The sequence below is a fragment of the Pseudacidovorax sp. RU35E genome, assembly GCF_900156165.1.
Classification (GTDB): domain Bacteria; phylum Pseudomonadota; class Gammaproteobacteria; order Burkholderiales; family Burkholderiaceae_C; genus Xenophilus.
This window is the reverse complement of the sequence record NZ_FTMY01000003.1, coordinates 150,042-173,016: the sequence shown is the minus strand read 5'-3', so window position 1 is coordinate 173,016 and position 22,975 is coordinate 150,042. Positions and strand designations below refer to the sequence as shown.

Genomic DNA, 22,975 nt, shown 5'->3' with positions numbered 1-22,975 from the left:
AGCCCATGCCGCTGATCGCCCACGCCTGGATCGTCGCGCCGCTGCTGCTGGTGGCCGGCGCGCTGATTGGCGCAACGGGCATCGGTGGCGTGCTGGTGGTGCCGCTGCTCACCACGCTGGGCGGCATTGCGGCACCGCAGGCCATCGCGGCCTCGTCGCTGGCCTTCTTTCTGCCGGCGCTGGTGGCACTGGGGCCGCTGCGGCAGCGGCCCGAACTGGCGCGGCGTTGCGTGCCCTTGCTGGCGGGTGCGCTGGGCGGGGCCGTGGTCGGCGCGCTGGTGGTGCGCTGGCTGCCGGTGCAGGTGCTGCTCGCCGGTGTGACGGCACTGGTGCTGCTGGCAGGCTGGCGCGGGCTGCGGCCTTCGGCCGGGGCCAGTGCGGCGTCGGCGCCCATGCTCGGTGCCGCGCCACTGGCAGCCCTGGGCGCCGTCGTGGGCCTCGGCTCCGCACTGACCGGCACCGGCGGCCCGGTGCTGCTGCTGCCGCTTTTGATGCTGCTGCGCCAGCCACTGGTCTTCGCGGTGGCGGCGGCGCAGGCCGTCCAGCTCCCGGTGGCCATTTCGGCCAGCACGGTGCATGCGCTGGCCGGCCGGCTCGACTGGCGTCTGGCGTTGATGTGCGGCCTGCTGCTGATGACCGGCAGCCTGGCCGGTCAGCGTGCGGCGCGGCGCCTGCCGGTCGCGCAACTGCAGCGGGCCGTGGCGGTGCTGCTGCTGGCCACCGGCGGCTGGTTTGCCGTGTTGATCCTGAAGTGAAAGCGGCCTTCGCAGGCCTTGCCGTTCCATGCTCTCTCCCGAATCCCTCCTCCAGGCCGCCGGCGACACGCCCCTGCTGATCGCTCCCGGCCAGCTGCTGCAGCCGGACGGCATGAAGCAGGGCCTGGCCGTGGCCGTGCAGCACGGCCGCTTCACGCAGGTCGGCCCCGTCGACGAGGTGCGCGCCGCGCATCCCGGCCTGCCGGTGCAGGACATGCCCGGCCATCTGCTCATGCCGGGCCTCATCGACACCCACACCCACCTCACGCAGGCCTTCGGCAAGTCGCTGGCCTTCGGCGAGCCGTCGGAGATCTTCCGCCGCATCTGGGTGCCGATGGAAGGCGTGCTGGACGAGCACGCCGCCTATCTGTCGGCCAAGCTGGCCGCGCTGGAGTCGCTGCGCGGCGGCTTCACCACCGTGGTCGATGCCGGCACGCGCTCGGAAGAGGGCCTGGGCGGCGTGGCGCGCGCCGCGCGCGAGGTGGGCATCCGGTGCGTGCTGGGCCTGATCTGCAACGACGCCGGCAACACCGAGGGCGAGGCCGGCGCGCGCCGCATCCTCGACCGCGCGGCGGGCTTCCTGGCGGCGCACGAGCACGACCCGCTGGTGCATCCGTCATTGGCCATCTCCATCCCCGAGGCCGCCACCGACCGCATGCTGCACGACGTGGCCGCGCTCAGCCGCGAGGCCGGCGTACGCTTCCAGACCCATGTGAACGAGCACCTGGCCGCCGTCGAGCGCTCGCTCGTGGCGCGCGGCCTGCGCCCGCTGGAGCTGCTGCATGCCGTGGGCGCGCTCATCGAGAGCGCGCTGCTCGCCCACGCCACGCTGCTCACGCCGCGCGAGCTGGGCCTGCTGCGGGACAGCGGCGCCGCCGTGGCCTACAACCCCGTGGCCAGCGCCTGGAAGGGCAATGCCGTGCTCGACGCCGGCCTCCTGCAGATGCTGGGCGTGCCCTTCGGCCTGGGCACGGACGGCACCCGCGCCGACGCACTGCGGCTGATGGACGCCGCTGAGATGGCGCAGCGCCTGACGCAGGGCATCGCCAAGGGCGACTCCTCCTGCGGCGGTGGCTGGACCTGGCTGGACCATGCCGCGCACGAAGGCGCGCGCGCCGCGGGCCTGGGCCACATCACCGGCCGCATCGAGGCCGGCCATGCGGCCGACTTCCTGCTGCTGGACGTGGACGTGCCCGAGTTCGTGCCCAGCTGGGACCTGGGCTGGGAGCTGGTGCGCTTTGCCAACCGCGACCAGATCGACGCCGTCTTCGTGCAGGGCGCATTGCGGCTGTGGCAGGGCTGGCCGGTGGACTGGGACGCGCGCGCGCTGATGCGCGAGGCGGCCACCATCGCCCGGCGCGACGTGGCGCGGGCGCCCATCCAGCGGGTGCATGCCACCTCGGACGCGCACCGCGCGCAGGCCCTGCACGCGCCCAGCAGCATTTAGCCCCGCGGGCTAGGATCGGCGGCTGACCCCAGAAGACCGCCGAGACAACACCGCCCGCTGCATGACCGATCGCAAAGACCACCTCGACACCCGTGCCCTCCTGATCCTCGTCGCCTGCTGTGCGTTCTGGGGCCTGCAGCAGATCCTCATCAAGACCACCGTGGTCGAAGTGCCGCCCATGTGGCAGGCCACACTGCGCATGGGCGGCGCGACGGTGCTGCTGCTTCTGTGGTGCGCGGCGCGCGGCGTGCCGCTGTTCCGGCGCGACGGCACGCTGGCGGCCGGGCTGATGGCGGGTCTGCTCTTCGCGGCCGAGTTCATCTGCATCTACCTCGGCCTGCAGCTGACCACGGCCTCGCGGCTCACGGTCTTCCTCTACACCTCGCCCTTCTTCGTGGCCCTGTTGCTGCCGCGGCTGGTGCCGGCCGAGCGCCTGCGCCGCGTGCAGTGGATCGGCCTGGCCCTGGCCTTCGCGGCGGTGGTGGTGGCCTTCAGCGAAAGCCTGGGCCATGCCCAGCCGGGGCAGCTGCGCGGCGATGCGCTGGCCCTGCTGGCCGGCCTGCTGTGGGGCCTGACCACGCTGGTGATCCGCAGCAGCCGGCTGGCCACCGCCAGTGCCGAGAAGACGCTGTTCTACCAACTGGCCGTCACCGCCGTGGTGGTGCCGGTGGCGTCGCTGGTGCGCGGCGAGACCTGGAGCCTGGGCTACTCGGCCTATGCCTGGACCTCCATCGCGGCCCAGACCTTCATCGGCGCCTTCGCCAGCTACCTGGCCTGGATGTGGCTGCTGCGGCACTACCCGGCCACGCGCCTGTCGCCCTTCACCTTCCTCACGCCGCTGTTCGCCTTGCTCTTCGGTGTGCTGCTGCTGCGTGAGCCACTGACGGCACAACTGGTGGCCGCGTTGGCGGGCGTGTCGGTGGGGCTGGTGCTGCTCAACCGGCGGGGCTGAGCCCGACCGTGCCAATTGAAGAAAATTTCTTCGATTTGCAGGAGCTGACGACCGCGCCACCACAACCCTCAGCTTCATATTGATGAACACCTCCCCCGACTTCCAGGCCGTCCTCGACGACATCGTCCACACCCTGCAGCCCGAGGCCGGGCGCGAGGGCAAGGTCGCCAGCTACATCCCCGCCCTGGCCCGCGTGGACGCCCACCGCTTCGGCATCGCGCTGCGCACCTGCGATGGCCACGAGGCCGTGGCAGGCGATGGCGATGTGCCCTTCTCGATCCAGAGCATCTCCAAGCTCTTCTCGCTCACGCTGGCCATGCGGCACATGCCCGAGGCCGAGCTGTGGGGGCGCATCGGGCGCGAGCCTTCGGGCAATCCCTTCAACTCGCTGGTGCAGCTGGAAAGCGAGCAGGGCAAGCCGCGCAATCCTTTCATCAATGCCGGCGCCATCGCCGTGGCCGACCGCATCGTCGACCTCTACGGCGCCGATGCGCGGGACACGCTGCGCGGCTTCCTGAGCCACCTGGCGGGCGAGCCAGTCGTCTTCGACGAGGAGGTCGCCGCCTCCGAGGCCGCCACCGGCCACCGCAACCTGGCGCTGGCCCATTTCATGAAGAGCTTCGGCAAGCTGGACCATCCGGTGGCCGAGGTGCTGGACCTGTACTTCCACCAATGCGCCCTGGCCCTGAGCTGCCGCCAGTTGGCCCGCGCCGCCAGCTACCTGGCCCGCGACGGCGCCCATCCTGCCAATGCCGATGAGCAGGTGGTGACCGAGCGCCAGACGCGCCGCATCAATGCGCTGATGCTCACCTGCGGCACCTACGACGCGGCGGGCGAGTTCGCCTTCCGCATCGGCCTGCCCTGCAAGAGCGGCGTGGGCGGCGGCGTCGTGGCGGTGGTGCCCGACCGGCTGACGCTGTGCGTGTGGTCGCCCGCGCTCGATGCCACGGGCAATTCGCACCTGGGCATGAAGGCGCTCGAGCTGTTCGTGGCCCGCACCGGGCTGTCCGTTTTCTGAGGATGAGAAGGAGCGAAGGATGAAGGTCGTAGTGATGGGCGCCGGCGCGGTCGGCTGCTACTACGGGGGCATGCTGGCCCGCGCGGGCCATACGGTGGTGCTGATCGGCCGGCCGACTCATGTGGAGGCGGTGCGCGCCAAGGGGCTGCGCATGCAGACCACGCGCTTCGACGAGCAGGTGCCGCTGCAAGCCGCGACCGGGCCCGAGGCCGTCGCTGGTGCCGACCTAGTGCTCTTCTGCGTCAAGTCGCCCGACACCGAGGCCGCGGGCGAACAGATGCGCCCGCATCTGCCATCTGGCGCACTGGTGCTGAGCCTGCAGAACGGCGTGGACAACGCCGAGCGCCTGCAGGCCGTGCTGCCACAGCAGACGGTGGTGCCGGCCGTGGTCTATGTCGCCACCGAGATGGAAGGGCCCGGCCACCTGCGCCACCACGGCCGGGGCGAGCTGGTGATCGGCCCGTCGGCGCGCAGCGCCGAAGTCGCGGCCCTGCTGGAAGCCGCCGGCGTGCCCACCGAGGTGTCGGCGCAGGCCATCGGCGCGCTGTGGGCCAAGCTGATCCTCAATGCCGCCTACAACGCGCTGTCGGCCATCGCACGCCAGCCCTACGGCGTGCTCTACCCGGCGCCGGGCATCCAACCGACGCTGCGCGCCATCGCCGACGAATGCCTGGCGGTGGCCCGCGCCGACGGCGTGCAGGTAGCGGGCGATCCCTATGCGGCGGTGGACGCCATCGCGGCCACCATGCCGGCGCAGTTCTCCTCCACCGCGCAGGACCTGATGCGCGGCAAGCCCACCGAGATCGACCACATCAACGGCTACGTGGTGCGCCGCGGCGATGCGCTGGGCGTGCCGGTGCCGCTCAACCGCCTGCTGCACAGCCTGGTGAAGCTGCTCGAAGCAGCACCGGCGGCACGATGAACCGCAACCTCTGGCTGCTGACGGGCCTGCAGGGGCTGTTCCTCACCAACAACGTCACCTTCATCGCCATCAACGGCCTGGTGGGACTGGCCCTGGCGCCCTACGGCTGGATGGCCACCCTGCCGGTGATGGGCTATGTGGTGGGCGGCGCGCTGTTCACCGCGCCGGTGGCCTGGGTGCAGGGGCGCTTCGGGCGCAAGGCCGGCTTCTCGCTGGGATTGGCCGTGGCGCTGGGCTCGGCCCTGCTGTGCGCCTTCGCGGCCTGGACGCGGCAGTTCTGGCTGCTGTGCGCCGCCACGCTGCTGGCCGGCTATTACTCGGCCAATGGCCAGCTCTACCGCTTCGCCTCGGCCGAGCTGTGCGCGCCGGCCATGCGCAGCAAGGCAGTGTCGTACGTGATGGCGGGTGGGCTGATCGGCGCCATCGTCGGACCCAACCTGGCTGCCCGCACGCGCGACCTGACGGCCGCGCCCTTCGTCGGCGCCTACCTGGCGCTGGCGGTCGTCGCGCTGCTGGCCATGGGCCTGCTGGCCCTGATGCGCTTTCCGCCGCCGCTGGCCGCCTCGTCGGCCTCGGCCGGCCGCAGCGTGGCGCAGCTGCTGCGGCAACCGGCCTTCCTGGTCGCGGCGATGGGCGGCGCGCTGGCCTATGGCGTGATGAACCTGCTGATGGCGGCCACGCCGCTGGCCATGCAGCAGTGCGGCCTGCCTTTCTCGGACGCGGCCTTCGTGCTGGAGTGGCATGTGATCGGCATGTTCGCGCCCGGCTTCTTCACCGGCCACCTGATCCAGCGCTTCGGCACGCTGCCGATCATGGGCACGGGCGTGCTGCTGAACATGCTGTGCGTGGCCATCGCGCTGTCGGGCGTGGAGTTGCACCACTTCACCATCGCGCTCTTCCTGCTGGGCGTGGGCTGGAACTTCCTGTTCACCGGCAGCACCACGCTCTCGCTGCAGTCGCACACGCCGCAGGAGCGCAACCGGGCGCAGGGGGCGATGAACTTCCTGCAGTTCGCCGTGCTGGCAGGCACCTCCTTCGCGTCGGGTGCGCTGGTCACCACACGCGGGTGGACCCTGCTGAACCTGGGCTCGCTGCTGCCGCTGGCGCTGATCGCGGCAGCGCTGCTGTGGCTGGGGCTGCGTCGGGTTCAACCTTCCGGCAACGCGGCGAACCAGTCGCGGTAGGGCGTGTTGCGGGCCATGCGGCGGTTGAAGTCGGGCGCGCCGTCGGTCCACCACACGGGCCCGCGCTCGCCCAGGGCGCGCTTGGCCTGGTCGACCTGTTCGCGCGCAGCCCGGCGTTCGGCTTCGGAGCAGCGGCCGCGCAGGCCGCGGCGGGCGTCCATCAGCTGCCGCACCAGGGCGTCGCGTTCCTCTTGCGGCAGGCCTGGATTGGCCTTGCGCCACAGCCGGCCGCGCACGACGAAGTAGCGGCCATCGGGCGTGGTGGGATGTCCTGCCGTGCCTGTTTCGGCGGAAGCCGTCGATGCCGTGCGGCCCAGCCGGATCGGGCCGCGCAGTTCGGCATCCGGCGACAGCGCCTGGCCACGCTGGCGGATCTCCAGCCGGCCCTGCCGGGCCATGCCGATGGCCACGGCACGCACCTGCGGCATCAGCGGCCGCCAGTTCTCGGCCGACAGCGTGCGGGCCACTTCCGACGGACACACGGTCGCCTCGGCAGCACGTTGCGCCAGCAGGTCGGCGATGGCGAGGCGGACGGTGGCGTCGGTCGGGCGCATGACGGCATCGTCACACGGGCGGGCCCACCACGGTGTCGGCGGACGCCGGGCCCAGATCCAGCGTCTTCCACGCCGCCATCACCTCGACCTGCTTGCGCAGCCAGTCCTCGGGCGCCACGCTGGTTCCCCAATGGTGCAGGCGCCCCACGCCCTCGCCCAGGTTCCAGAGATGGCGCAGCTGGATGAACAGCTGCAGGGCCGCCAGGTCCGCCTCGGTGATCACGCCGCCGGCAGCTCGGTAGCCGGCCAGGTAGTGCGCCCAGCGCTCGCGCAGCGTGTCGTCGGTTTCGCGCAGTCCCTTGCGGAACAGGTAGGACCAGGGCATCACGCCCAGGTCGTAGGCCAGGAAGCCCGGGCCGGCATCGTCGAAGTCGAAGAAGACGGCGCGCTTGCCGCCCGCGTCGTCGGCCACCACATGGTTGTTGAAGCCATGGGTGTCGCCGTGGCACAGCACCCGGGTCAGCGTGGGCTCGGCCGCGGCCAGTTCCTCCAGCAGGGCGCCGATCAGCGATTCGTAGCTGGCGAGCACGCCGGCGTCGAGGCCGGGGTAGGCCCGCAGCCAGGTCAGCGTCCGGCCGGCCATGCCGTCGCCATCGAGCGGGTAGAGGCTGGGCGGCCCGTCGTAGTCCCGCGCCGCGACATGCAGGCGGGCCAGCGCCTCGCCGGTTGCGGCGAACTCGTCCAGGGCGTCCGGCGCTGCGCCATCGACGTGGTGGAAGAGTGCCAGCGCGCGCTCGCCTTCGGGACATTGAAGGCGCACATGCGAGCCGCCCGCCGCCGTGTCGACAGAGGCGGCCACGCCCACACCGCGGCCTTGCAGATGCGCGAGCAGTGCGGTCTCGAACGCGACGTTGAACGGGCCACGCGGGCGGATGGTGTAGAGGCGCGCCACATGCCGGGCGCCGCCTGCCACGCGCAGGGCGTAGTTGTCGTTGAGCCCGCGGCGGATCAGCGCGCAGTGCTCGACGTTCAGCCCGTAGTGCTGCTGCACCCACGCCGCCACCGAGCGAGCGGCGACCGTGGTGTGGGTGGGGACGAGCTCGGGATCGCACAGGTCGGATGGGGCCATGGTTCGCTTTCTGCCGTCCATGCCGTCGCGCACCGGATGCGCGGGGGTCGGCACGGGGCGCGGAGTCTAAGGGGCGTTGGCTTCGGCGATGCCAAAGATGCCGGCCCCCATGGCACGCCCCGCGGCCTCGCGGCCTCGCCGTCAGGCCACGGCCGGCTCGGCCACCCGAGTCGCCGCCGCGGGTGCTGGCCCGACGTACACCGACTGCGGCCGGATCAGCCGCCCGCGCTGCACCTGCTCGCGCGCATGCGCCATCCAACCTCCGACGCGGCCGGCCGCGAAAACGGCGGTGAAGGCCTCGCGCGGCAGGCCCACGGCTTCGAGCAGCAGGGCGGTGTAGAACTCCACGTTGGTCTCCAGCACGCGGCCCGGCTTGCGGCCCTGCAGCGAGGCGAGGGCGGCACGCTCCACCGCCTCGGCCAGCGCGACGCGGCCGGCCTCCACGCCACCCGCCTGGGCGAGTCCACGCAGCGCCTTCTTCAACGCGTCGGCCCGCGGGTCGCGCACCCGGTAGATGCGGTGGCCGAAGCCCATCAGCCGCTCGCCACGGTCCAGCGCGGCCTCCAGCCAGTCCGCTGCCGCATCGGCACGGCCGACGGCGTCGAGCATGTCGAGCACCGGCCCCGGCGCGCCCCCATGCAGCGGGCCCTTCAACGCGCTCAGGCCCGCGAGCACGGCCGAGGCCAGGCCCGCGCCCGTGGACGCGACCACGCGTGCCGCAAAGGTGGAGGCATTGAGGCCGTGGTCCGCCACCGTGACCAGATAGGCGTCGAGCGCCGCCGCCTGCGCCGACGTCGCCGGCCGGCCCGAGACCATGCGCAGGAAGTCGGCCGCATGGGAAGCCTCGGGCTCGGGGGCCAGGGCCGGCTCGCCCGCCTTCCAGCGCAGCACCGCCGCCGTGAAGACGACGGGCGCCGCCACCAGGCGCAGGGCCGTGGGCAGGTCGTCGCCGTCGGGCACGCGGGCGAGCAGGGCGCGCATGGCTTCCAGCGGCGTCAGAGCCGACAGCATGGCGCGATCGTCCGGGCGCAGCAGGGCCGCGACGTCGGTGCGCGCACGGCCCAGCGCAAGGGCCAGTTCCGGCGCCGCAGGCACCGCCGCGAAGAAGCCCTGCCAGAGCAGCGCCAGCACCTCTTCGTAACGCCAGCGGCCCGCAATGTCGTCCAGCGCATGGCCGCGCAGCACCAGCCGGCCCGCGGCACCGTCCACCTCGGACAGCACCGTGTGGGCCGCCACCACGCCTTCGAGCCCGTTGTCGTCGTCGTCCATCATGTCGCTGCCTTTCGTGTGTCGTTGGGATGCGAGGCATTGTGGAAACCGCACAATGTTGACGTCAATCTTGATTCATTCCATCAACATGACCACTGCCGAGAAGCTGCCGCTGTGGCTGCCTGCCGCCGATGCCCTGGCCTTGCTGAAAGTGCGTCCGCAGACGCTCTATGCCAACGTGAGCCGCGGTCGCATCCGCACGCGGGCTGACACGGCCGACCCGCGGCGCAGCCTCTACCACCGCGACGATGTGCAGCGCCTGGCCGCGCGCCGCCAGGGCCGACGCAGCGACGCGGCACTGGCGGGGGAGGCCATCCAGTGGGGCGAGCCGGTACTGGCCTCGGGCCTCTCGACGGTGTTGGCCGGGCGGCTCTACTACCGCGGGCAGGACGCCTGTGCGCTGGCAGAGGAGGGCACGCTGGAGCAGGTGTCGGCGCTCCTGTGGGACGGACCAGCGCATCCCTTCGCCTCGTCGGCATCACTGGGCGCACCGGCTTCGTCCGCCGCCCCACTCGCGACCGCGATGGCGGCGCTGGCGGCGCGTGCCGCGGCCGATCCGCCCGCGCGGGGGCGGGGCCGCCCCGCGCTGCTCCAGGAAGCCGCGGGGCTCATGGGCCTGCTGGCCGATGCGCTGGCCGGCCCATCGCGCGGCGAGCGCGTGCACGAGCGCCTGGCCGCCGCCTGGCGCCGGCCGAAGGCCGCCGACCTGATCCGGCGCGCGCTGGTGCTGCTGGCCGACCACGAACTCAATGCGTCCACCTTCGCGGCGCGGGTCACGGCCTCCACCGGCGCCGCGCTGGCCGCCAGCGTGTTGAGTGGCCTCTCGGCGCTGAGCGGCCCGCTTCACGGCGGCGCGGCCCGCGCCACGCTGGGCCTGGTCCGCGCGGCCGAGCGCGAGGGCGTGGACGCGGCGATGCATGAATGGCTGTCGCTGGGTCGGCGGCTGCCGGCCTTCGGCCATCCGCTCTATCCGCAGGGCGATGTGCGATGCCAGGCGCTGCTCGCCCACATCGACCTGCCTGCGCCGTATGCCGAACTGCGGGAGGCGGGCGAGCGCCTGATGGGCGAGAAGGCCAACGTGGACTTCGCGCTGGCCGCCCTCACCACCGCGCACCGGCTGCCGACACATGCCCCGCTGGTGCTGTTCGCCCTGGCGCGAGCCGTGGGCTGGATCGCCCATGCGCTTGAGCAGCAGGCCACGGGCACGCTGATCCGGCCGCGTGCGCGATACATCGGGCCGGCGCCGGGCGCCGCCGTCGGGCATTGAACGATGCCCCGCGGCCGGCGCGGACCGACATCGCATGACTGCATGGGCGGCGCGAGCCGGCGCGCTGTCAGCCCACCTGGCCCGCCATCTCCATCAGCATGTCCACCACGCGCCGCACAGGTCCGCCTGCGGGCTCCTGCGTGCGGTGGCCGATCACCAGCTGACGCACCAGCCGCGGGCTGAGCGGCAACACCCGCACGCGCGAGCCGGCGGCCTCCTCATGGCTGGCCCGCAGCGGCAACAGCGCGGCGCCGTAGCCGGCCTCGACGAGGCCGCGCATGGCCACGTCGTAGTTGTGCTCGATGCGCGCCCGCGGCGAGAAGCCGGCGCGGCCGAACCATTCGAGCGTGAGCGTCTGCATGCGCGTGCCGGGCTCGTTCATGATGAGCGGCCGCTGCGCCAGCCATGCCGGCGTGGCGCGCTTAGGCAAGGCCGGCCAGGCCGCCGGCACCAGCGCCCGCATCTCGTGCCGGAGCCAGGGCGTGAAGCGCACGCCGGGCAGGGCGGGCTGGGGCAGGGCGACGACCGCGAGGTCCACCGAGCCGCCCACCAGGCCGGTGGCCGAGTCGGCCGAGCCCACGAACACGGGCGACAGCTCGATGCCCGGATAGCGTGCCGCCAGCGCCTCGAAGACCGGCGGCAGCAGGTCGACCACCACGCTGGTGGTGGAGACGCCGATGCGCACCCGCCCCTCCAGGCCCGCATGCCGCCGACGGGCCGCGTCCATGGCTTCGTCGGCATCGCGCAACAGGCGACGGCCACGCTCGACCAGCTCGGCCCCGGCTGGCGTGGGCTGCACATGCCGCGGCGAGCGCAGCAGCAGCGGCACGCCCAGCCGCAATTCCAGCTCGCTCACATGCAGGCTGACGGTGGGCTGGGCCAGGTGCAGGGCCTGGGCGGCGGCCGAGAAGCTGCCCAGGTCGGCGATGGCGACCAGGGTGCGCACCTGGTCGAGGTTCAATTGGCGCATCAGGTATTCTGATCGCAGCCCTCAGAACTCTCAACTTCTCCGATGCTGCGCCGCAGCGCATCATCGCGGCTCCTTCACCACTTCGTGCCAGAAACACACGCCAGGAGCCGATCATGAACACCCTCGTGCTGCAACCCGCCACCGCCCGCCCGAGCGCCGCCGTTCCCCGCCGCGCCATCGCGCCAGGTGCCGTGCCGCGCGAGGCGATGGTCGAGGCCCCGGCGGCTGCGGCACGCACCGGGCTGCTTCAGCGCCTGCGCGACGCGGCGGCCGAGCGGCGCATGCGCCGCATCCGGGCGCGCCGCCTGCGGGAAGAGGGCGCGTTGCTGATGGCCATGGGCCAGCACGAACTCAACGACCTGGGCGTGGGGCGCTGCGAACTGGCCGGGCACCTGCGCGGCCGCCGGGCGGGCTGAGAAGGTGTGAAAGAACCCGCCATGCCCGCTCGTTCTGCCAAAACACGCCCACTCCGCGTTGCAAATGCTCGCCATAGCCCGAGCTATGGCTGCGCTTTGCGCCTTGATTGGCCGCGTTTTCGCAGCCCGCTCGGCCACGCCGGATTCATTCACACCTTCTGAGTCCGCGCCTCAGGGTCGCTGCGTGGTCGCGATGAGCCGCGCATCGCGCAGCGCCGCCGTGCGGTGGTGCACGATGGCCCGGTAATCGGGCGACTGGATCATGGCGGCGAAGGCATCGCGCGTGGGGTACTCCACCAGCAGCACCTCGTCCCATTCCTCGCCGGGCGGCGCCACCAGGGCATGCCGCGCATCGGCGACCCAGCGCACTTGGCCACCGACACGCGCCAGCAGCGGCGTGACAGCCTCGCTGTAGGTCGCATAGGCCGCCCGGCCCGAACGCACCGGGGCGCCCGGTTCATCGGCGGCCTGCGCGCGAAAGGCCAGCAGGTTGAGCATGAGCACTGGCGCACCGGCGGGCACGCGCTCGAACAGCTGCTTGAAACTGTCGCGCGTGGGGTCGATGACGGCGCGTTCGGGGGGCAGGGACATGGACATACGGGTCTCCGGTCAGGACGGCGCCACGCCAGGCGTGGACGGGCCGTCGCGCATGTTGGAGGCGTCGTCTGTCCTGCGCTGTTGCGCCCGCGACAGGCGGGGCGGCGGTTGGCCACCCAGGCGCTGCGCAGTGACCTCGGAGGTCAGGCCCGTGAGCCCGCGCCCGCCCAGGCGGCCACGATGCGCGCCGCCTCGGCGATCACCGCCTCGTCGGCCGGCGCATCGGCCGCAGGCCGCGTCGTGTAGATGGCCAGGGCCAGCGGCGCCGCCCCGGGCCGCCACACGATGCCGATGTCGCTGGCCGAGCCATGGGCGCCGGTACCCGTCTTGTCGCCCACCGTCCAGGCCGCCGGCATGCCCGCGCGGATGCGCCGTGCACCCGTGGTGTTGCCACGCAGCCAGTCGGCCAGTTGCTGCCGCTCTTGCGGCGGCAGGCCCTCGCCCAGCACCAGCCGCTGCAGCAGCCGGGCCATGGCCTCGGGCGTGGTGGTGTCGCGCTCGTCGCCCGGAATGGCACTGTTAAGTGCAGGCTCGATGCGGTCGAGCCGGAAGGTGCTGTCGCCCTGGCTGCGCGCGAAGGCCGTGAGCGCCTGTGGCCCGCCGCTCTGGGCCATCAGCAGGTTGGCGGCGCCGTTGTCGCTGTACTGCACGGTGGCGGCGCAGAGTTCGGCCACCGTCATGCCCTCGCCCACGTGGCGCTCGGTCACGGGCGAATAGCTGACCAGGTCGGCCTTGGCATAGCGCACGCGGTGGGCCAGCCAGTCGGGCTGCCGGCTGCTGCGCGCCAGCATCGACGCCGCCAGCACGGCCTTGAAGCTGCTGCACATGGGAAAGCGTTCGCCGCCGCGATGGCCCAGCGTGGCGCCCGAGCCGGTGTCGAGTGCGAACACGCCGAGCCGGCCATCGAAGCGGTCGTCCAGCGCCTGCAAGGCGGCGTGCGCCTCGCGGTCGGCGCGCGCGGCGGCCGTGGCGCAGCCGGTGGTGGCCAGCACCAGCGGCGCGGCGGCAAGGGCGGACAGCAGGCGACGGCGTTGAGCGATCGGGAGAGAAGCAGCTGGGTGACGAAGCGTCATGGGAATCCTGTGGACAAGTGATGCAAGGGGGGAATGCCGCCCACAATGCGGGGCAGGCGGCCAAGGGCAAGGGCGTCGCGACGAGCCCGCATCGTAGGAAGGCCCGCTGCCGCCACCAAGCGCGGGCAGGCGCCCCGCCCGCACTGCTGTCACACCTGTCACATCGCCGTCTTCCGCATGCCCCTACCGTCCATCGACATCGAACTCAGCTCGCCCCAGTCCGTGAACGGACAGTCGGCGGCCTACCAATCGCTGTGGCTGCTGGTGCGGCTGCACCATGCGCAGCGCCTTGGCGAGGTGGTGGCGCTCGATGCCTTGCGCGGGCAGGTGACGTCCGCGCGCACGCTGCGCATGGTGGTGAGTCGCGCTTTCCGCGATTTCAAGGCCTGGGGCCTGCGCGTGGGCTGGGGCACGGACACGGCGCGCGACCCGCGCTTCCTCAATGCCGAAGGCCGAAGCCAGGGGCCTTTCTGGCTGCCCGCGACAGAGGCGCGCCGCCTGCGGCTGCGGGTCGACGGGGAGGCGGCGCGGCCGGCCGAGGTGGCGGACTTCCTGGGTCTTTCCGTATCGCCGCGGCGCGCGCGTGCCAGCGCCGCTGCGGATGCACAGGCCAGCGCGGTGCAACTGCAGGACGCCCGCTTCTGGCACCAGCTCGCCGCCGCGCAGCAGGCCATGCGGCAGGGCCGCTGGGCCGCCCCGGTGCAAGGCCGGCGCGATGCCCAGGCGCCGGCCAGCGCACTGGCGGCCATGCGGCAGGCCGCAGACCTGGCGCAGGACGATTACCAGCGCGCGCTGGTCACGCTCAACGAGGCGCTGCTCTGGCGCCGCCTGGGCGACGACGCCCAGGCCCGCAAGCGCCTGGCCGCGCTGCAACGCCAGCGACTGGCCCGCCAGGTCGCGAGCCACGACTACCTGGGCGCGATGGCCGCCATCGTCGGCGCCTGGTGCAGCTACACCGCGCGCGACCTGCCGCAGGCCCAGGCCCAGCTGGCGGCGATGACGCGCGATGCGCAGCAGGCGCCGCTGCTGCGCCACCATCCCCAGGTGCGCTTCGAATGGAGCAACCTGTGGGCACTGGCCTGCCGCTCGCGCGCCCTGGGCCTGGCCGCCACGGACGCATCCGCCGCGACGCAGCAGGCCGACGAGGCCATGGCGCACTTCGGCCGCGCGCTGGCAGCGGCCTTCGAATCGCACGCCTTCGACGCGGCCCAGCACGTGGCCGCCAACATGGGCATGGCCGTGTGGCTGTTCGACCGCGTGGGCCTGGGCGTGCAGGCGGCGGGGCAGGCCCGCGGCGTGGATGCACGCCGGCATGCGGTGCAATGGATCGCCTTCAGCGAATGGCTGTGCAGCCTGGCCGACGGGCAGGGCCGTTCGGCATGGAATGCCATCTACCTGATGCGCATCGCCCGCGGCGACTGCCAGCCGCGCCCCGGGCTGCCGCTGGCCGACTTCGCCGCTCTGCGGCCGCTCACGCCGCGGGCCCTGGCCGAGGAGAGCGCCGACCGCCTCATCCCCGGCCTGGACGGCCCCGCCACACGCGGTGGCTGGGCGGGCGTAGCCGCGCAGCATCTGGCCGACCACGATGCGGGCCAGCGCCGCTACCCCGGCCTGCAGCTGGCCGGCCTGCTGTTCGAGCAGGCCTGGTTCGCCGCCCATGGCCGCGACCTGCGCACCGCGGCCACGGCGTTGACGCGGCTGCGCACCGTGCTGCCGCAGCTCGTGCCCAGCGACCGCGCCTACTTCAGCGACGTGTGGAACGACGCCCTGCCCGCCGAGCTGCTGGCGTTGGAGCCGCCGCCGCGGCGCAGCGCCCGACGCGCGGCAATGGGATGATCGGCCGCCGCGTGCCCACGAGGGCCCACACCCCTTTCCCCCACAGGACCCGACCATGAGCCCCGCCTTCCTCTACGCCCTGCTTGTCCTCCTCCATGTCCTCGCCGGCACCTTCTGGGTGGGCGGCATGGCCACGCTGCACCTCGCCGTGCGGCCGGCCGCGGCCGCGCTGCTGGCACCGCCGCAACGGCTGCCGCTGATGGCCAACGTGCTGCGGCGCTTTCTGATCGGCGTGGACATCGCCATCGCCACGCTGTGGCTCAGCGGCTTCGCCATGCTGGGGCAGATGGGCGGCTTTGCCAACGCCCACTGGCGGGTGCATGCGATGGCCGGGCTGGCGGCGGTGATGACGCTCATCTACATCACCATCCGCGCCAGCGCCTTCCCGGCGCTGCGGCGCGCGGTGGCCGCGCACCAGTGGCCCGAGGCCGGTGCGGCGCTCAACCGGATCCGGCTGCGCGTGTCCTTCAACCTGGTGCTGGGCGTGCTGGTCTTCGCCGTCGCGCTGCTGGGCCGCGCCGGATGAGGGCGCAGCGATACACGCGCTGCGCCCGACGCGGCGGGCTCGGCCGGTGAGCGCGGCCGTCGGCGGCGCGCGCCTGTCGGGCACGCTGCGCGGCATCGTCGCCATGCTGGCCGCCTGTGCGGCCTTCAGCGTGGTGGACGCCATGCTCAAGGTACTGGGCGGCCACTTCGCGCCCGCGCAGGTGGTCGCGCTGCGGGGCTGGAGCTCGCTGCCGATGATCGCGCTGTACATCCTGTGGCGGCGCGAGGCCGGGCAGGTCTTCCACCGCGGCATGCGCTGGCAGCTGCACCTGATGCGCGGCGTGCTCAGCGTGCTGATGCTGGTGCTATTCACCTCCGGACTGCGCACGCTGGGGCTGGGCGAGGCCTACACGCTGAGCTTCGTCGCGCCGCTGCTCATCTGCCTGCTGGCGGTGCCCTTGCTGGGCGAGCGCATGCAGCCGCGCCACTGGGTGGCCATCGTGGTGGGTTTCGGGGGCGTGGTGGTCGCGTTGCGGCCGGACGGCGAGGCCTTCCTCACCACGGGCGCGCTGGCGGTGCTGGGCGCGGCCGTCTGCTATGCGCTGAGCAACGTGCTCGGCCGCCTGGCCAGCCGCACCGAGCCCAGCAGCGCCCTCGTGTTCTGGACCACCGTGAGCCTGGCCGTGGGCGGCGGCGCGCTGGCCCTGCCCGTGTGGACGCCCGTCGCCGCCGAGCACCTGCCGGCCATCGCGGCGCTGTCGGTGGCGGGCTTCCTGGCGCAACTGGCCATCTCGGAAGCCTTCCGCCACGGCCAAGCCGCTGCCGTGGCGCCCTTCGAATACAGCGCGCTGGCCTGGGGCCTGCTGCTGGACTGGCTGATCTGGCGCGCCACGCCCGATACGTGGACGCTGGCCGGCAGCGCCATCATCATCGCCAGCGGGCTGTACCTGGTACGGCGCGAGGCGCCGCGGCCGGCGGGCTGAAGCCGCCGCTGCTTACTTGGCCTCAATCCCCGAGCAGCCGACGCTGCCCGCCTTCGAACCAATCGGTCTCGAAGCCGTCTGCCAACAGAACAGCCTTGGCTGTCGTCAATCCCTGCGCGTGCAGACGTGCCAGATGCTTGGCGGCGAGGTTGCGGTCCTCGGTCAGCAGATGCGTGATCGACTCGCAGACCATCTGGCCGATCAGTTTGATGTCGTCTTTCACCGCTGCACGGTCGTCTTCGCGATCCCGCTGCAGCGAACGCATGAGCTGGCCGGCGGTCATCGCATGGTCGATGTTGAACGGCAACACCTGCAGATTGCGCAGCGGCAGATCCGTCACGGCCTGCTTGACCTGGAACTCCGACGCCACGATCGACGACAGGTACAACGGACACGCCCTCTGGAGCGCTTCGCGAAAGTAAAGCAGGGCCGTCTGGTGATGCGCCCTGGCAGGGTCCGCCAATGTGATGAGGAAGCTCGTATCCAGAAGAATGGAAATCAAGCCTTGTTCTCCCTCATGTCGTCGACCCAGCTCGATGCCGAGGGGACGTCCTTCCAGGCTTTCGCCCCCCGTTCGGTCAAGCGTGCAAGAGACGCTTCGTCCAGGGCGTTGTGATGCTCCTCGAAGCCCAGCAACCGGACGTCCCGGTATTGGCGGGTCTCGACGTTGTATTCCGCAACGATGCGCGCCATGGCCACCTTGTAGAGACGGTTGACCTTGTCGCTGCGGAAGACCTCGCGGCTGGATTCCGCGATCAGTGTGCGACCATCGGGCAGGCGGATATGGGCATTGACGGTCCGCGTTCCTCCCATCTCCACCACCTCGCCTTGCAGATAGCGCTCCACGCGCACCCATTGATCGGCATCATCGGCCCGGAAATCGGTGGCAGCCGACACCACCAAAGGCTGTGCAAGGGCTGGGGTGGAAACGGTGATCCACAGTTTGCGGTGCAAGCGCGCCATCTTCTGCCAGCGCTCGACGACCTTGCGGCGGCGCACATCGATGCCGTCCAGCAGCGCTGACGTGCTGAGCCTGCGCAGATCGGCGAACAGCCCGGCATGCGCAATAGGCTCCGTGCAGATGCCAATCGAACCATGGACCACGGAGACCGCCAATGAAGCGGTGTCGATCTCGCCCGAGTCGCCCTTCAGGAAGTCGTCGACGTCCTTGGTGAAGTTGCGCAGGACGGCCATCGGCACGCGCGCTGGCGAGATTTCGTAGCCTTCCGACTCATCGTGGAGGCTCAGGCTGACCGATTGCATGTCCATCGCGCAATTCTAGGGACGGCCTTGTTGCCATGCCCGCCTGCACCGAGGCATCTGGACTAAACGACGGATTCGGCCTTCAGTCGGGCAACCTCGTCCGCAGAAAAGCCCAGTTCCGCCAGCACCTCGTCCGTGTGCTGCCCCAGCGCCGGCGGCGCACGGCGCAGCACGGGCGGCGTGGCGGTCAGGCGCAGCGGGCTGGCCACGCCGGTGATGGCTTCGATGCCGTCGCCCGCGTCGCGCGGCAGCGTGACGGCCAGGCCGCGCGCCTGGACCTGCGCGTCGCCGAAGGCCTGGCCGATGTCGTTGATGGGGCCGCAGGGCACGGCCTTGTCTTCGAGCAGGGTCACCCACTCGGCGGTGGTGCGGGTGCGGGTCACGGCTTCCATCAACGCGATCAGCTCGGCGCGGTGCGTCACGCGCAGGGTGTTGCTGGCAAAGCGCTCGTCGGCCGCCCATTCGGCATGGCCGGCCGCCTCGCAGAAGCGGGCGAACTGGCCGTTGTTGCCGATCGCCAGCAGCATCGATCCATCCCGAGTGGCGATGTCCTGGTAGGGCGCGAGGCTGGGGTGCGTGTTGCCCTGGCGCTGCGGTGGCTTGCCGGTGTTGAGGAAGGCGGTGGCCTGGTTGGCCAGGATGGCCATGGACACGTCCAGCAGCGCCATGTCGATGTGCTGGCCTTCGCCGCTGGCCTCGCGCGCACGCAGCGCGGCCAGGATGGCGGTGGAGGCATAGCAGCCAGTGAACAGGTCGATCAGCGCCACGCCCACCCGCAGCGGGCCGCCGCCAGGCTCGGCGTCGGGCCGACCGGTGATGCTCATCATGCCGCTCATGGCCTGGATCATCAGGTCGTAGCCGGCACGCTCGGCATAGGGGCCGTCGTGGCCGAAGCCGGTGACGCTGCAGTACACCAGCCGCGGGTTGAGCGCGCGCAGACCGGCGTAGTCCAGCCCGTACTGGGCCAGACCGCCGGTCTTGAAGTTCTCGACCACCACGTCGGCCTCGGCCGCCATGCGGCGCAGGATCTGCTGGCCCTCGGCCGAGGCCATGTCCACCGTCATGCTGCGCTTGTTGCGGTTGCAGGCGGTGAAGTAGGTGGACTGCGTGGTGTCCTGGCCCTCCGCGTCCTTGAGGAAGGGCGGGCCCCAGCTGCGGGTGTCGTCGCCCACGCCGGGCCGCTCGATCTTGACCACGTCCGCCCCCAGGTCCGCGAGGATCTGGGTGCACCAGGGGCCCGCGAGCACGCGGGACAGGTCGAGGACCTTGATGCCGTCGAGCGCGGCGGTTCGAGAGGAATCGGTCATGGGCAGCGAAGGGTGCAAGGAAGGTGTTTGCCAAGGCAAGCGCAGCGATGCCCGTTCGCGGGCACCCGCGGAACCGGCTTTGCCGGGCCGCCGGGTGCGCCCCCTTCGCGCAGCAAAAGGGGGGTGGCGGAGCGCGAAGCGCGCAGCCTGGAGGTTGTCGCGATCAGCTGAAAGCTGCGATGCCGGTGATCGCGCGGCCCAGGATGAGCGCGTGCACGTCGTGCGTGCCCTCATAGGTGTTGACCACCTCCAGGTTCACCAGGTGGCGGGCCACGCCGAACTCGTCGCTGATGCCGTTGCCGCCCATCATGTCGCGCGCCAGGCGGGCGATGTCCAGCGACTTGCCGCAGTTGTTGCGCTTCATGATCGAGGTGATCTCGACGGCGGCGATGCCCTCGTCCTTCATGCGGCCCAGGCGCAGGCTGCCCTGCAGGCCCAGCGTGATCTCGGTCTGCATGTCGGCCAGCTTCTTCTGGATCAGCTGGTTGGCGGCGAGCGGCCGGCCGAACTGCTTGCGGTCCAGCACGTACTGGCGGGCGCGGTGGAAGCAGTCCTCGGCCGCGCCGATGGCGCCCCAGCTGATGCCGTAGCGGGCGCTGTTCAGGCAGGTGAAGGGGCCTTTCAGGCCCTGCACTTCGGGGAAGGCGTTCTCTTCGGGCACGAAGACGTCGTCCATGACGATCTCGCCGGTGATCGAGGCGCGCAGGCCCACCTTGCCGTGGATGGCCGGGGCCGACAGGCCCTTCATGCCCTTCTCGAGCACGAAGCCGCGGATGGGGCCGACGGCGCCGCCCTCGCTCACTTCCTTCGCCCAGACGACGAAGACGTCGGCCACCGGCGAGTTGGTGATCCACATCTTGTTGCCCTTGAGGCGGTAGCCACCGTCGGTCTTGTAGGCGCGGGTGGCCATGCTGCCGGGATCGGAGCCGTGGTCGGGCTCGGTCAGGCCGAAGCAGCCGATGAATTCACCGCTGGCCAGCTTGGGCAGGTACTTCTGCTTCTGCGCCTCGGTGCCGAATTCGTAGATCGGCACCATCACCAGCGAGGACTGCACGCTGGCCATGGAGCGGTAGCCGGAATCGACGCGCTCGACCTCACGGGCGATCAGGCCGTAGCAGACGTAGTTGAGGCCGGGGCCGCCGTACTGCTCGGGGATGGTCGGGCCCAGCAGGCCCAGCTCGCCCATCTCGCGGAAGATCGACAGGTCGGTCTTCTCGCCGCGGAACATCTCGAGCACGCGCGGCGCCAGCTTGTCCTGGCAGTAGGCGTTGGCCGCCTCGCGCACGGCGCGTTCGTCGTCGGTCAGTTGCTGGTCGAGGAGGAAGGGATCGTCCCAGTGGAAGGCGGCTTTGGTGGCCATGGTGTGCGGTCTCCGTGCGCGTGAGCGGCTGCAGGTTGCGGGGGATGCGCGGCATCGTACGCCCGGCACGCAGAGCGGCGCAAACGAGAAATCGGCACCCAGACATGCGCACCTGGCATATCTGGCGACAATGCGCCGCGGATGGTCCAAGGTGACAAGTGGCCATCAACTATGTAGCGACGGCATACCTTCACCGCTGAACTGGACCATGCGACGCAAGATCCCCTCCACCCAGGCGCTGGCCTGCTTCGAGGCCGCGGCCCGGCACGAGAGCTACACCCGCGCCGCCGAAGAGCTGGCCCTGACGCAAAGCGCCGTCTCGCGCCAGATCGGCGCGCTGGAGGCCTTCATGGGACTGGCGCTGTTCCGCCGCACCCGCCACGGCGTGCAGCTGACGGCAGCGGGCGCTGACTACGCGCGGCAGATCCGCCGCCAGCTCGACGCCATGGAGCGCGACACGCTGGACGCCATGGCCCGCCAGGGCGCCGGCGGCTCGCTGCAATTGGCGGCCGTGCCCACGCTGGCCACGCGCTGGCTGATCCCGCGGCTGCCGCTGCTGGCGAAGGCGCATCCGGACATCACCGTCCACATCGAGACGCAGACGCGGCCCTTCCTCTTCAACGACACGCCCTTCGACGCCGCGCTCTACACCGGCACGCCGCAGCAGGCCGCCACCTGGGCCGGCACACGCCACACCCTGCTGCGGCACGAGGAGGTGGTGCCCGTGTGCTGCCCCGCGCTGATGGACGGCCGCGCCGCCCTCACGCCCGCGCAGGTCGCGCGCCTGCCGCTGCTGCAGCAGAGCACCCGGCCCGACGGCTGGCGGCAGTGGTTCGAGGCGCAGGGCGTGGACAACCCGCGCGGCGGCGCCGGGCCGCGCTACGAGCTCTTCTCGATGCTGGCGGTGGCGGCAGCGCACGGGCTGGGCATCGCGCTGCTGCCGCCGCTGCTGATCGAGGCCGAACTGGCCCGCGGCGAGCTGGCCATCGCCTGTCCGCGCCCGCTGCGCGGGGAGCGCAGCCACTATCTGGTGGAGCCGGCCGTGGAGGATGCGCGGCCGGCGCTCGCGCTGTTCCGGCAATGGCTGGTGGGGCAGGCAGCGACCTGAGCCGTCAGCACCGCGGCGGTCGGCCGCCGTTTGCCCGGCCATTTGCGCCCCGTGATCCCGCGCCGGCCCCGCAGGCCGGTCGGCCGTTCAGTCACCGGCCCCGATCCGCCGGCGCAGGAAGTCGCTGAGCGCCAGGGCCGCCTCGCCCACGCCCGACTGCGGCTGCAGCAGGCCGATGGGCTCGATGGCGGCCATGTCGGGCAGTGCCAGCTCGCGCAACTCGCCGGTCGCCAGCCAGGGCCGCGCCAGGTTCAGCGGCAGCAGCGCCAGCAGCGGCTGGTGGCGCAGCAGCCAGCCCATGAGCGGCAGCGAGCGGGTGCTGACCGGGTAGATCGGCGGCGTGCGGCCGAAGCGCTCGCACAGCGCATCGAAATGCCCGCGTGCGGCCACACCGGCCGGCAGCAGCAGCCAGGGATGGGCCGCCAGCGCCGCCCAGGCCTGGTCGGCCGGCAGCCCGGCCGCAGGTGAGGCGCCGGAGACGGCGGCATCGGCCAGCAGCGGATGGTCCGCACGGCAGACCACGGCAAAGCGGTCCTCGCGCAACGCATGGAATTCCCAGCCCTGCGGCATGGCGCCCGGCCGACGGCAGACCACCAGGTCGACCTCGGCGCGGGCAATGGCCAGCAGCTGGTCCTCGCCCTCGGCTTCGGCCAGCTGCACCCGGATGGCCGGCTGCGCCCGGGCGAAGGCGGGCAGGGCGTCCACAAGCACGCCATGGATGGCGGACACCGACGCGAGCACCCGCACGAAGCCCAGGCCCTGGCGCCGCCGCGCGTCCACCGCGCCGGCCACGTCGGCCATGCCCAGCATCAGCTGGCGGGCCACCGGCAGCAGGTCGGTGCAGGCCGGCGTGGGCCGCACGCCGCGGGCATGGCGCTCGAACAGGCGCACGTCGAGCAGCCGCTCCAGGTAGGCCAGCGTCTGGGTGACGGCGGACTGGGTCATGCCGATGGCGTCGGCCGTGCGCTGCACGCTGCCCAGCTCCGCCAGCTGCAGCAGCACCTGCACATGGCGGAACTTGCCGCGGGCGAGCAGGCGGTTGAGCAGGGTGGTGGCCGGGGGCGGGGTCGTCATGCCATCGCAAAGTCTAATGACTGGGCGCCCGATTTAATTGGTCACTGATCGCTGCGGCGATGAAG

Annotated in this window: 23 protein-coding genes; 12 read left to right on the top strand and 11 right to left on the bottom strand. The window is 71.9% G+C overall.

Annotated features, from left to right (window positions below):
* Positions 1-5 precede the first annotated feature (5 nt).
* The 6 genes from BXA03_RS06415 to BXA03_RS06390 all read left to right on the top strand — a co-directional run bounded on the left by BXA03_RS06415 (position 6) and on the right by BXA03_RS06390 (position 6,278).
* A complete protein-coding gene (locus BXA03_RS06415; RefSeq protein ID WP_076505235.1) occupies positions 6-755 on the top strand; it encodes a sulfite exporter TauE/SafE family protein in 750 nt (249 codons plus the stop codon).
* Positions 756-783: 28 nt separating this feature from the next.
* Complete coding sequence (locus BXA03_RS06410; protein ID WP_076505233.1) at positions 784-2,202, top strand: amidohydrolase family protein; 1,419 nt, start codon at positions 784-786, stop codon at positions 2,200-2,202.
* A gap of 61 nt (positions 2,203-2,263) precedes the next feature.
* Positions 2,264-3,154: a DMT family transporter gene (locus tag BXA03_RS06405; RefSeq protein ID WP_076505231.1), complete on the top strand. Its 891-nt coding sequence runs from the start codon at positions 2,264-2,266 to the stop codon at positions 3,152-3,154.
* 82 nt (positions 3,155-3,236) lie between these two features.
* Complete coding sequence (locus BXA03_RS06400) at positions 3,237-4,172, top strand: glutaminase (RefSeq protein ID WP_076505228.1); 936 nt, start codon at positions 3,237-3,239, stop codon at positions 4,170-4,172.
* A 19-nt stretch (positions 4,173-4,191) separates the two neighbouring features.
* A complete protein-coding gene (locus BXA03_RS06395; RefSeq protein WP_076505224.1) occupies positions 4,192-5,094 on the top strand; it encodes a ketopantoate reductase family protein in 903 nt (300 codons plus the stop codon).
* Positions 5,091-6,278: an MFS transporter gene (locus BXA03_RS06390; RefSeq protein ID WP_076505220.1), complete on the top strand. Its 1,188-nt coding sequence runs from the start codon at positions 5,091-5,093 to the stop codon at positions 6,276-6,278. The genes BXA03_RS06395 and BXA03_RS06390 overlap by 4 nt, the downstream gene beginning before the upstream one ends.
* Here BXA03_RS06390 and BXA03_RS06385 read toward each other — a convergent pair.
* The 3 genes from BXA03_RS06385 to BXA03_RS06375 all read right to left on the bottom strand — a co-directional run bounded on the left by BXA03_RS06385 (position 6,242) and on the right by BXA03_RS06375 (position 9,173).
* Complete coding sequence (locus tag BXA03_RS06385) at positions 6,242-6,832, bottom strand: DUF3253 domain-containing protein (protein WP_076505216.1); 591 nt, start codon at positions 6,830-6,832, stop codon at positions 6,242-6,244. The two genes, BXA03_RS06390 and BXA03_RS06385, sit on opposite strands and share 37 nt — an antisense overlap.
* Positions 6,833-6,842: 10 nt before the next feature.
* Positions 6,843-7,901 (bottom strand): phosphotransferase enzyme family protein, encoded by a 1,059-nt coding sequence (locus tag BXA03_RS06380; protein ID WP_076505213.1) that lies wholly within the window; start codon positions 7,899-7,901, stop codon positions 6,843-6,845.
* A gap of 141 nt (positions 7,902-8,042) precedes the next feature.
* A complete protein-coding gene (locus tag BXA03_RS06375; RefSeq protein ID WP_234983616.1) occupies positions 8,043-9,173 on the bottom strand; it encodes a citrate synthase/methylcitrate synthase in 1,131 nt (376 codons plus the stop codon).
* Positions 9,174-9,258: 85 nt separating this feature from the next.
* On the opposite strand from BXA03_RS06375, the gene BXA03_RS06370 reads away from it, so the two are divergent.
* Entirely contained in the window at positions 9,259-10,437 is a 1,179-nt protein-coding gene (locus BXA03_RS06370) for a citrate synthase (protein ID WP_076505753.1), read from the top strand.
* Between the two features lie 67 nt (positions 10,438-10,504).
* Here BXA03_RS06370 and BXA03_RS06365 read toward each other — a convergent pair whose 3' ends face one another.
* Positions 10,505-11,407: a LysR family transcriptional regulator gene (locus BXA03_RS06365; RefSeq protein WP_076505211.1), complete on the bottom strand. Its 903-nt coding sequence runs from the start codon at positions 11,405-11,407 to the stop codon at positions 10,505-10,507.
* A 113-nt stretch (positions 11,408-11,520) separates the two neighbouring features.
* On the opposite strand from BXA03_RS06365, the gene BXA03_RS06360 reads away from it, so the two are divergent.
* On the top strand, positions 11,521-11,823 hold the full coding sequence (locus BXA03_RS06360; protein WP_076505208.1) for a hypothetical protein: 303 nt from the start codon (positions 11,521-11,523) through the stop codon (positions 11,821-11,823).
* Positions 11,824-11,994: 171 nt separating this feature from the next.
* On the opposite strand, the gene BXA03_RS06355 is transcribed toward BXA03_RS06360, so the two are convergent.
* Together BXA03_RS06355 and bla are read right to left on the bottom strand one after the other, a co-directional pair.
* A complete protein-coding gene (locus tag BXA03_RS06355) occupies positions 11,995-12,414 on the bottom strand; it encodes a DUF1330 domain-containing protein (protein ID WP_076505751.1) in 420 nt (139 codons plus the stop codon).
* 149 nt (positions 12,415-12,563) lie between these two features.
* Positions 12,564-13,493, bottom strand: a complete 930-nt coding sequence (gene bla / locus BXA03_RS06350; protein WP_076505204.1) for a class A beta-lactamase — start codon at positions 13,491-13,493, stop codon at positions 12,564-12,566.
* A 177-nt stretch (positions 13,494-13,670) separates the two neighbouring features.
* Here bla and BXA03_RS06345 point away from each other — a divergent pair, with 177 nt between their 5' ends.
* Genes BXA03_RS06345 through BXA03_RS06335 form a run of 3 tightly spaced genes read left to right on the top strand, consistent with a single transcriptional unit; the run spans position 13,671 to position 16,798 of the window.
* Complete coding sequence (locus BXA03_RS06345; RefSeq protein WP_076505202.1) at positions 13,671-15,329, top strand: hypothetical protein; 1,659 nt, start codon at positions 13,671-13,673, stop codon at positions 15,327-15,329.
* 55 nt (positions 15,330-15,384) lie between these two features.
* Entirely contained in the window at positions 15,385-15,855 is a 471-nt protein-coding gene (locus BXA03_RS06340) for a CopD family protein (protein WP_076505199.1), read from the top strand.
* A gap of 46 nt (positions 15,856-15,901) precedes the next feature.
* Positions 15,902-16,798 carry a DMT family transporter gene (locus BXA03_RS06335; RefSeq protein ID WP_255377171.1) on the top strand — a complete coding sequence of 299 codons (897 nt, stop codon included), beginning with the start codon at positions 15,902-15,904 and terminating at the stop codon, positions 16,796-16,798.
* 22 nt (positions 16,799-16,820) lie between these two features.
* Here BXA03_RS06335 and BXA03_RS06330 read toward each other — a convergent pair whose 3' ends face one another.
* The 4 genes from BXA03_RS06330 to BXA03_RS06315 all read right to left on the bottom strand — a co-directional run bounded on the left by BXA03_RS06330 (position 16,821) and on the right by BXA03_RS06315 (position 20,728).
* Entirely contained in the window at positions 16,821-17,300 is a 480-nt protein-coding gene (locus BXA03_RS06330) for a type II toxin-antitoxin system VapC family toxin (RefSeq protein ID WP_076505196.1), read from the bottom strand.
* The gene (locus BXA03_RS06325) at positions 17,297-18,067 is read right to left on the bottom strand and encodes a hypothetical protein (protein ID WP_076505194.1); all 771 of its coding nucleotides are present in this window, start codon (positions 18,065-18,067) and stop codon (positions 17,297-17,299) included. Before BXA03_RS06325 ends, BXA03_RS06330 begins: the two co-directional genes overlap by 4 nt.
* Positions 18,068-18,123: 56 nt before the next feature.
* Positions 18,124-19,368 (bottom strand): CaiB/BaiF CoA transferase family protein, encoded by a 1,245-nt coding sequence (locus BXA03_RS06320; RefSeq protein WP_076505192.1) that lies wholly within the window; start codon positions 19,366-19,368, stop codon positions 18,124-18,126.
* Between the two features lie 163 nt (positions 19,369-19,531).
* Positions 19,532-20,728, bottom strand: coding sequence for an acyl-CoA dehydrogenase (locus BXA03_RS06315; RefSeq protein WP_017758300.1), 1,197 nt, complete (start codon positions 20,726-20,728; stop codon positions 19,532-19,534).
* A gap of 208 nt (positions 20,729-20,936) precedes the next feature.
* Between BXA03_RS06315 and BXA03_RS06310 the strand changes: the two genes are divergently transcribed.
* Positions 20,937-21,836 carry a LysR substrate-binding domain-containing protein gene (locus BXA03_RS06310; RefSeq protein WP_076505190.1) on the top strand — a complete coding sequence of 300 codons (900 nt, stop codon included), beginning with the start codon at positions 20,937-20,939 and terminating at the stop codon, positions 21,834-21,836.
* Positions 21,837-21,923: 87 nt separating this feature from the next.
* Here the strand turns inward: BXA03_RS06310 and BXA03_RS06305 are convergent, their stop codons facing one another.
* Positions 21,924-22,910, bottom strand: coding sequence for a LysR family transcriptional regulator (locus BXA03_RS06305; RefSeq protein WP_076505188.1), 987 nt, complete (start codon positions 22,908-22,910; stop codon positions 21,924-21,926).
* Positions 22,911-22,975: the final 65 nt, after the last annotated feature.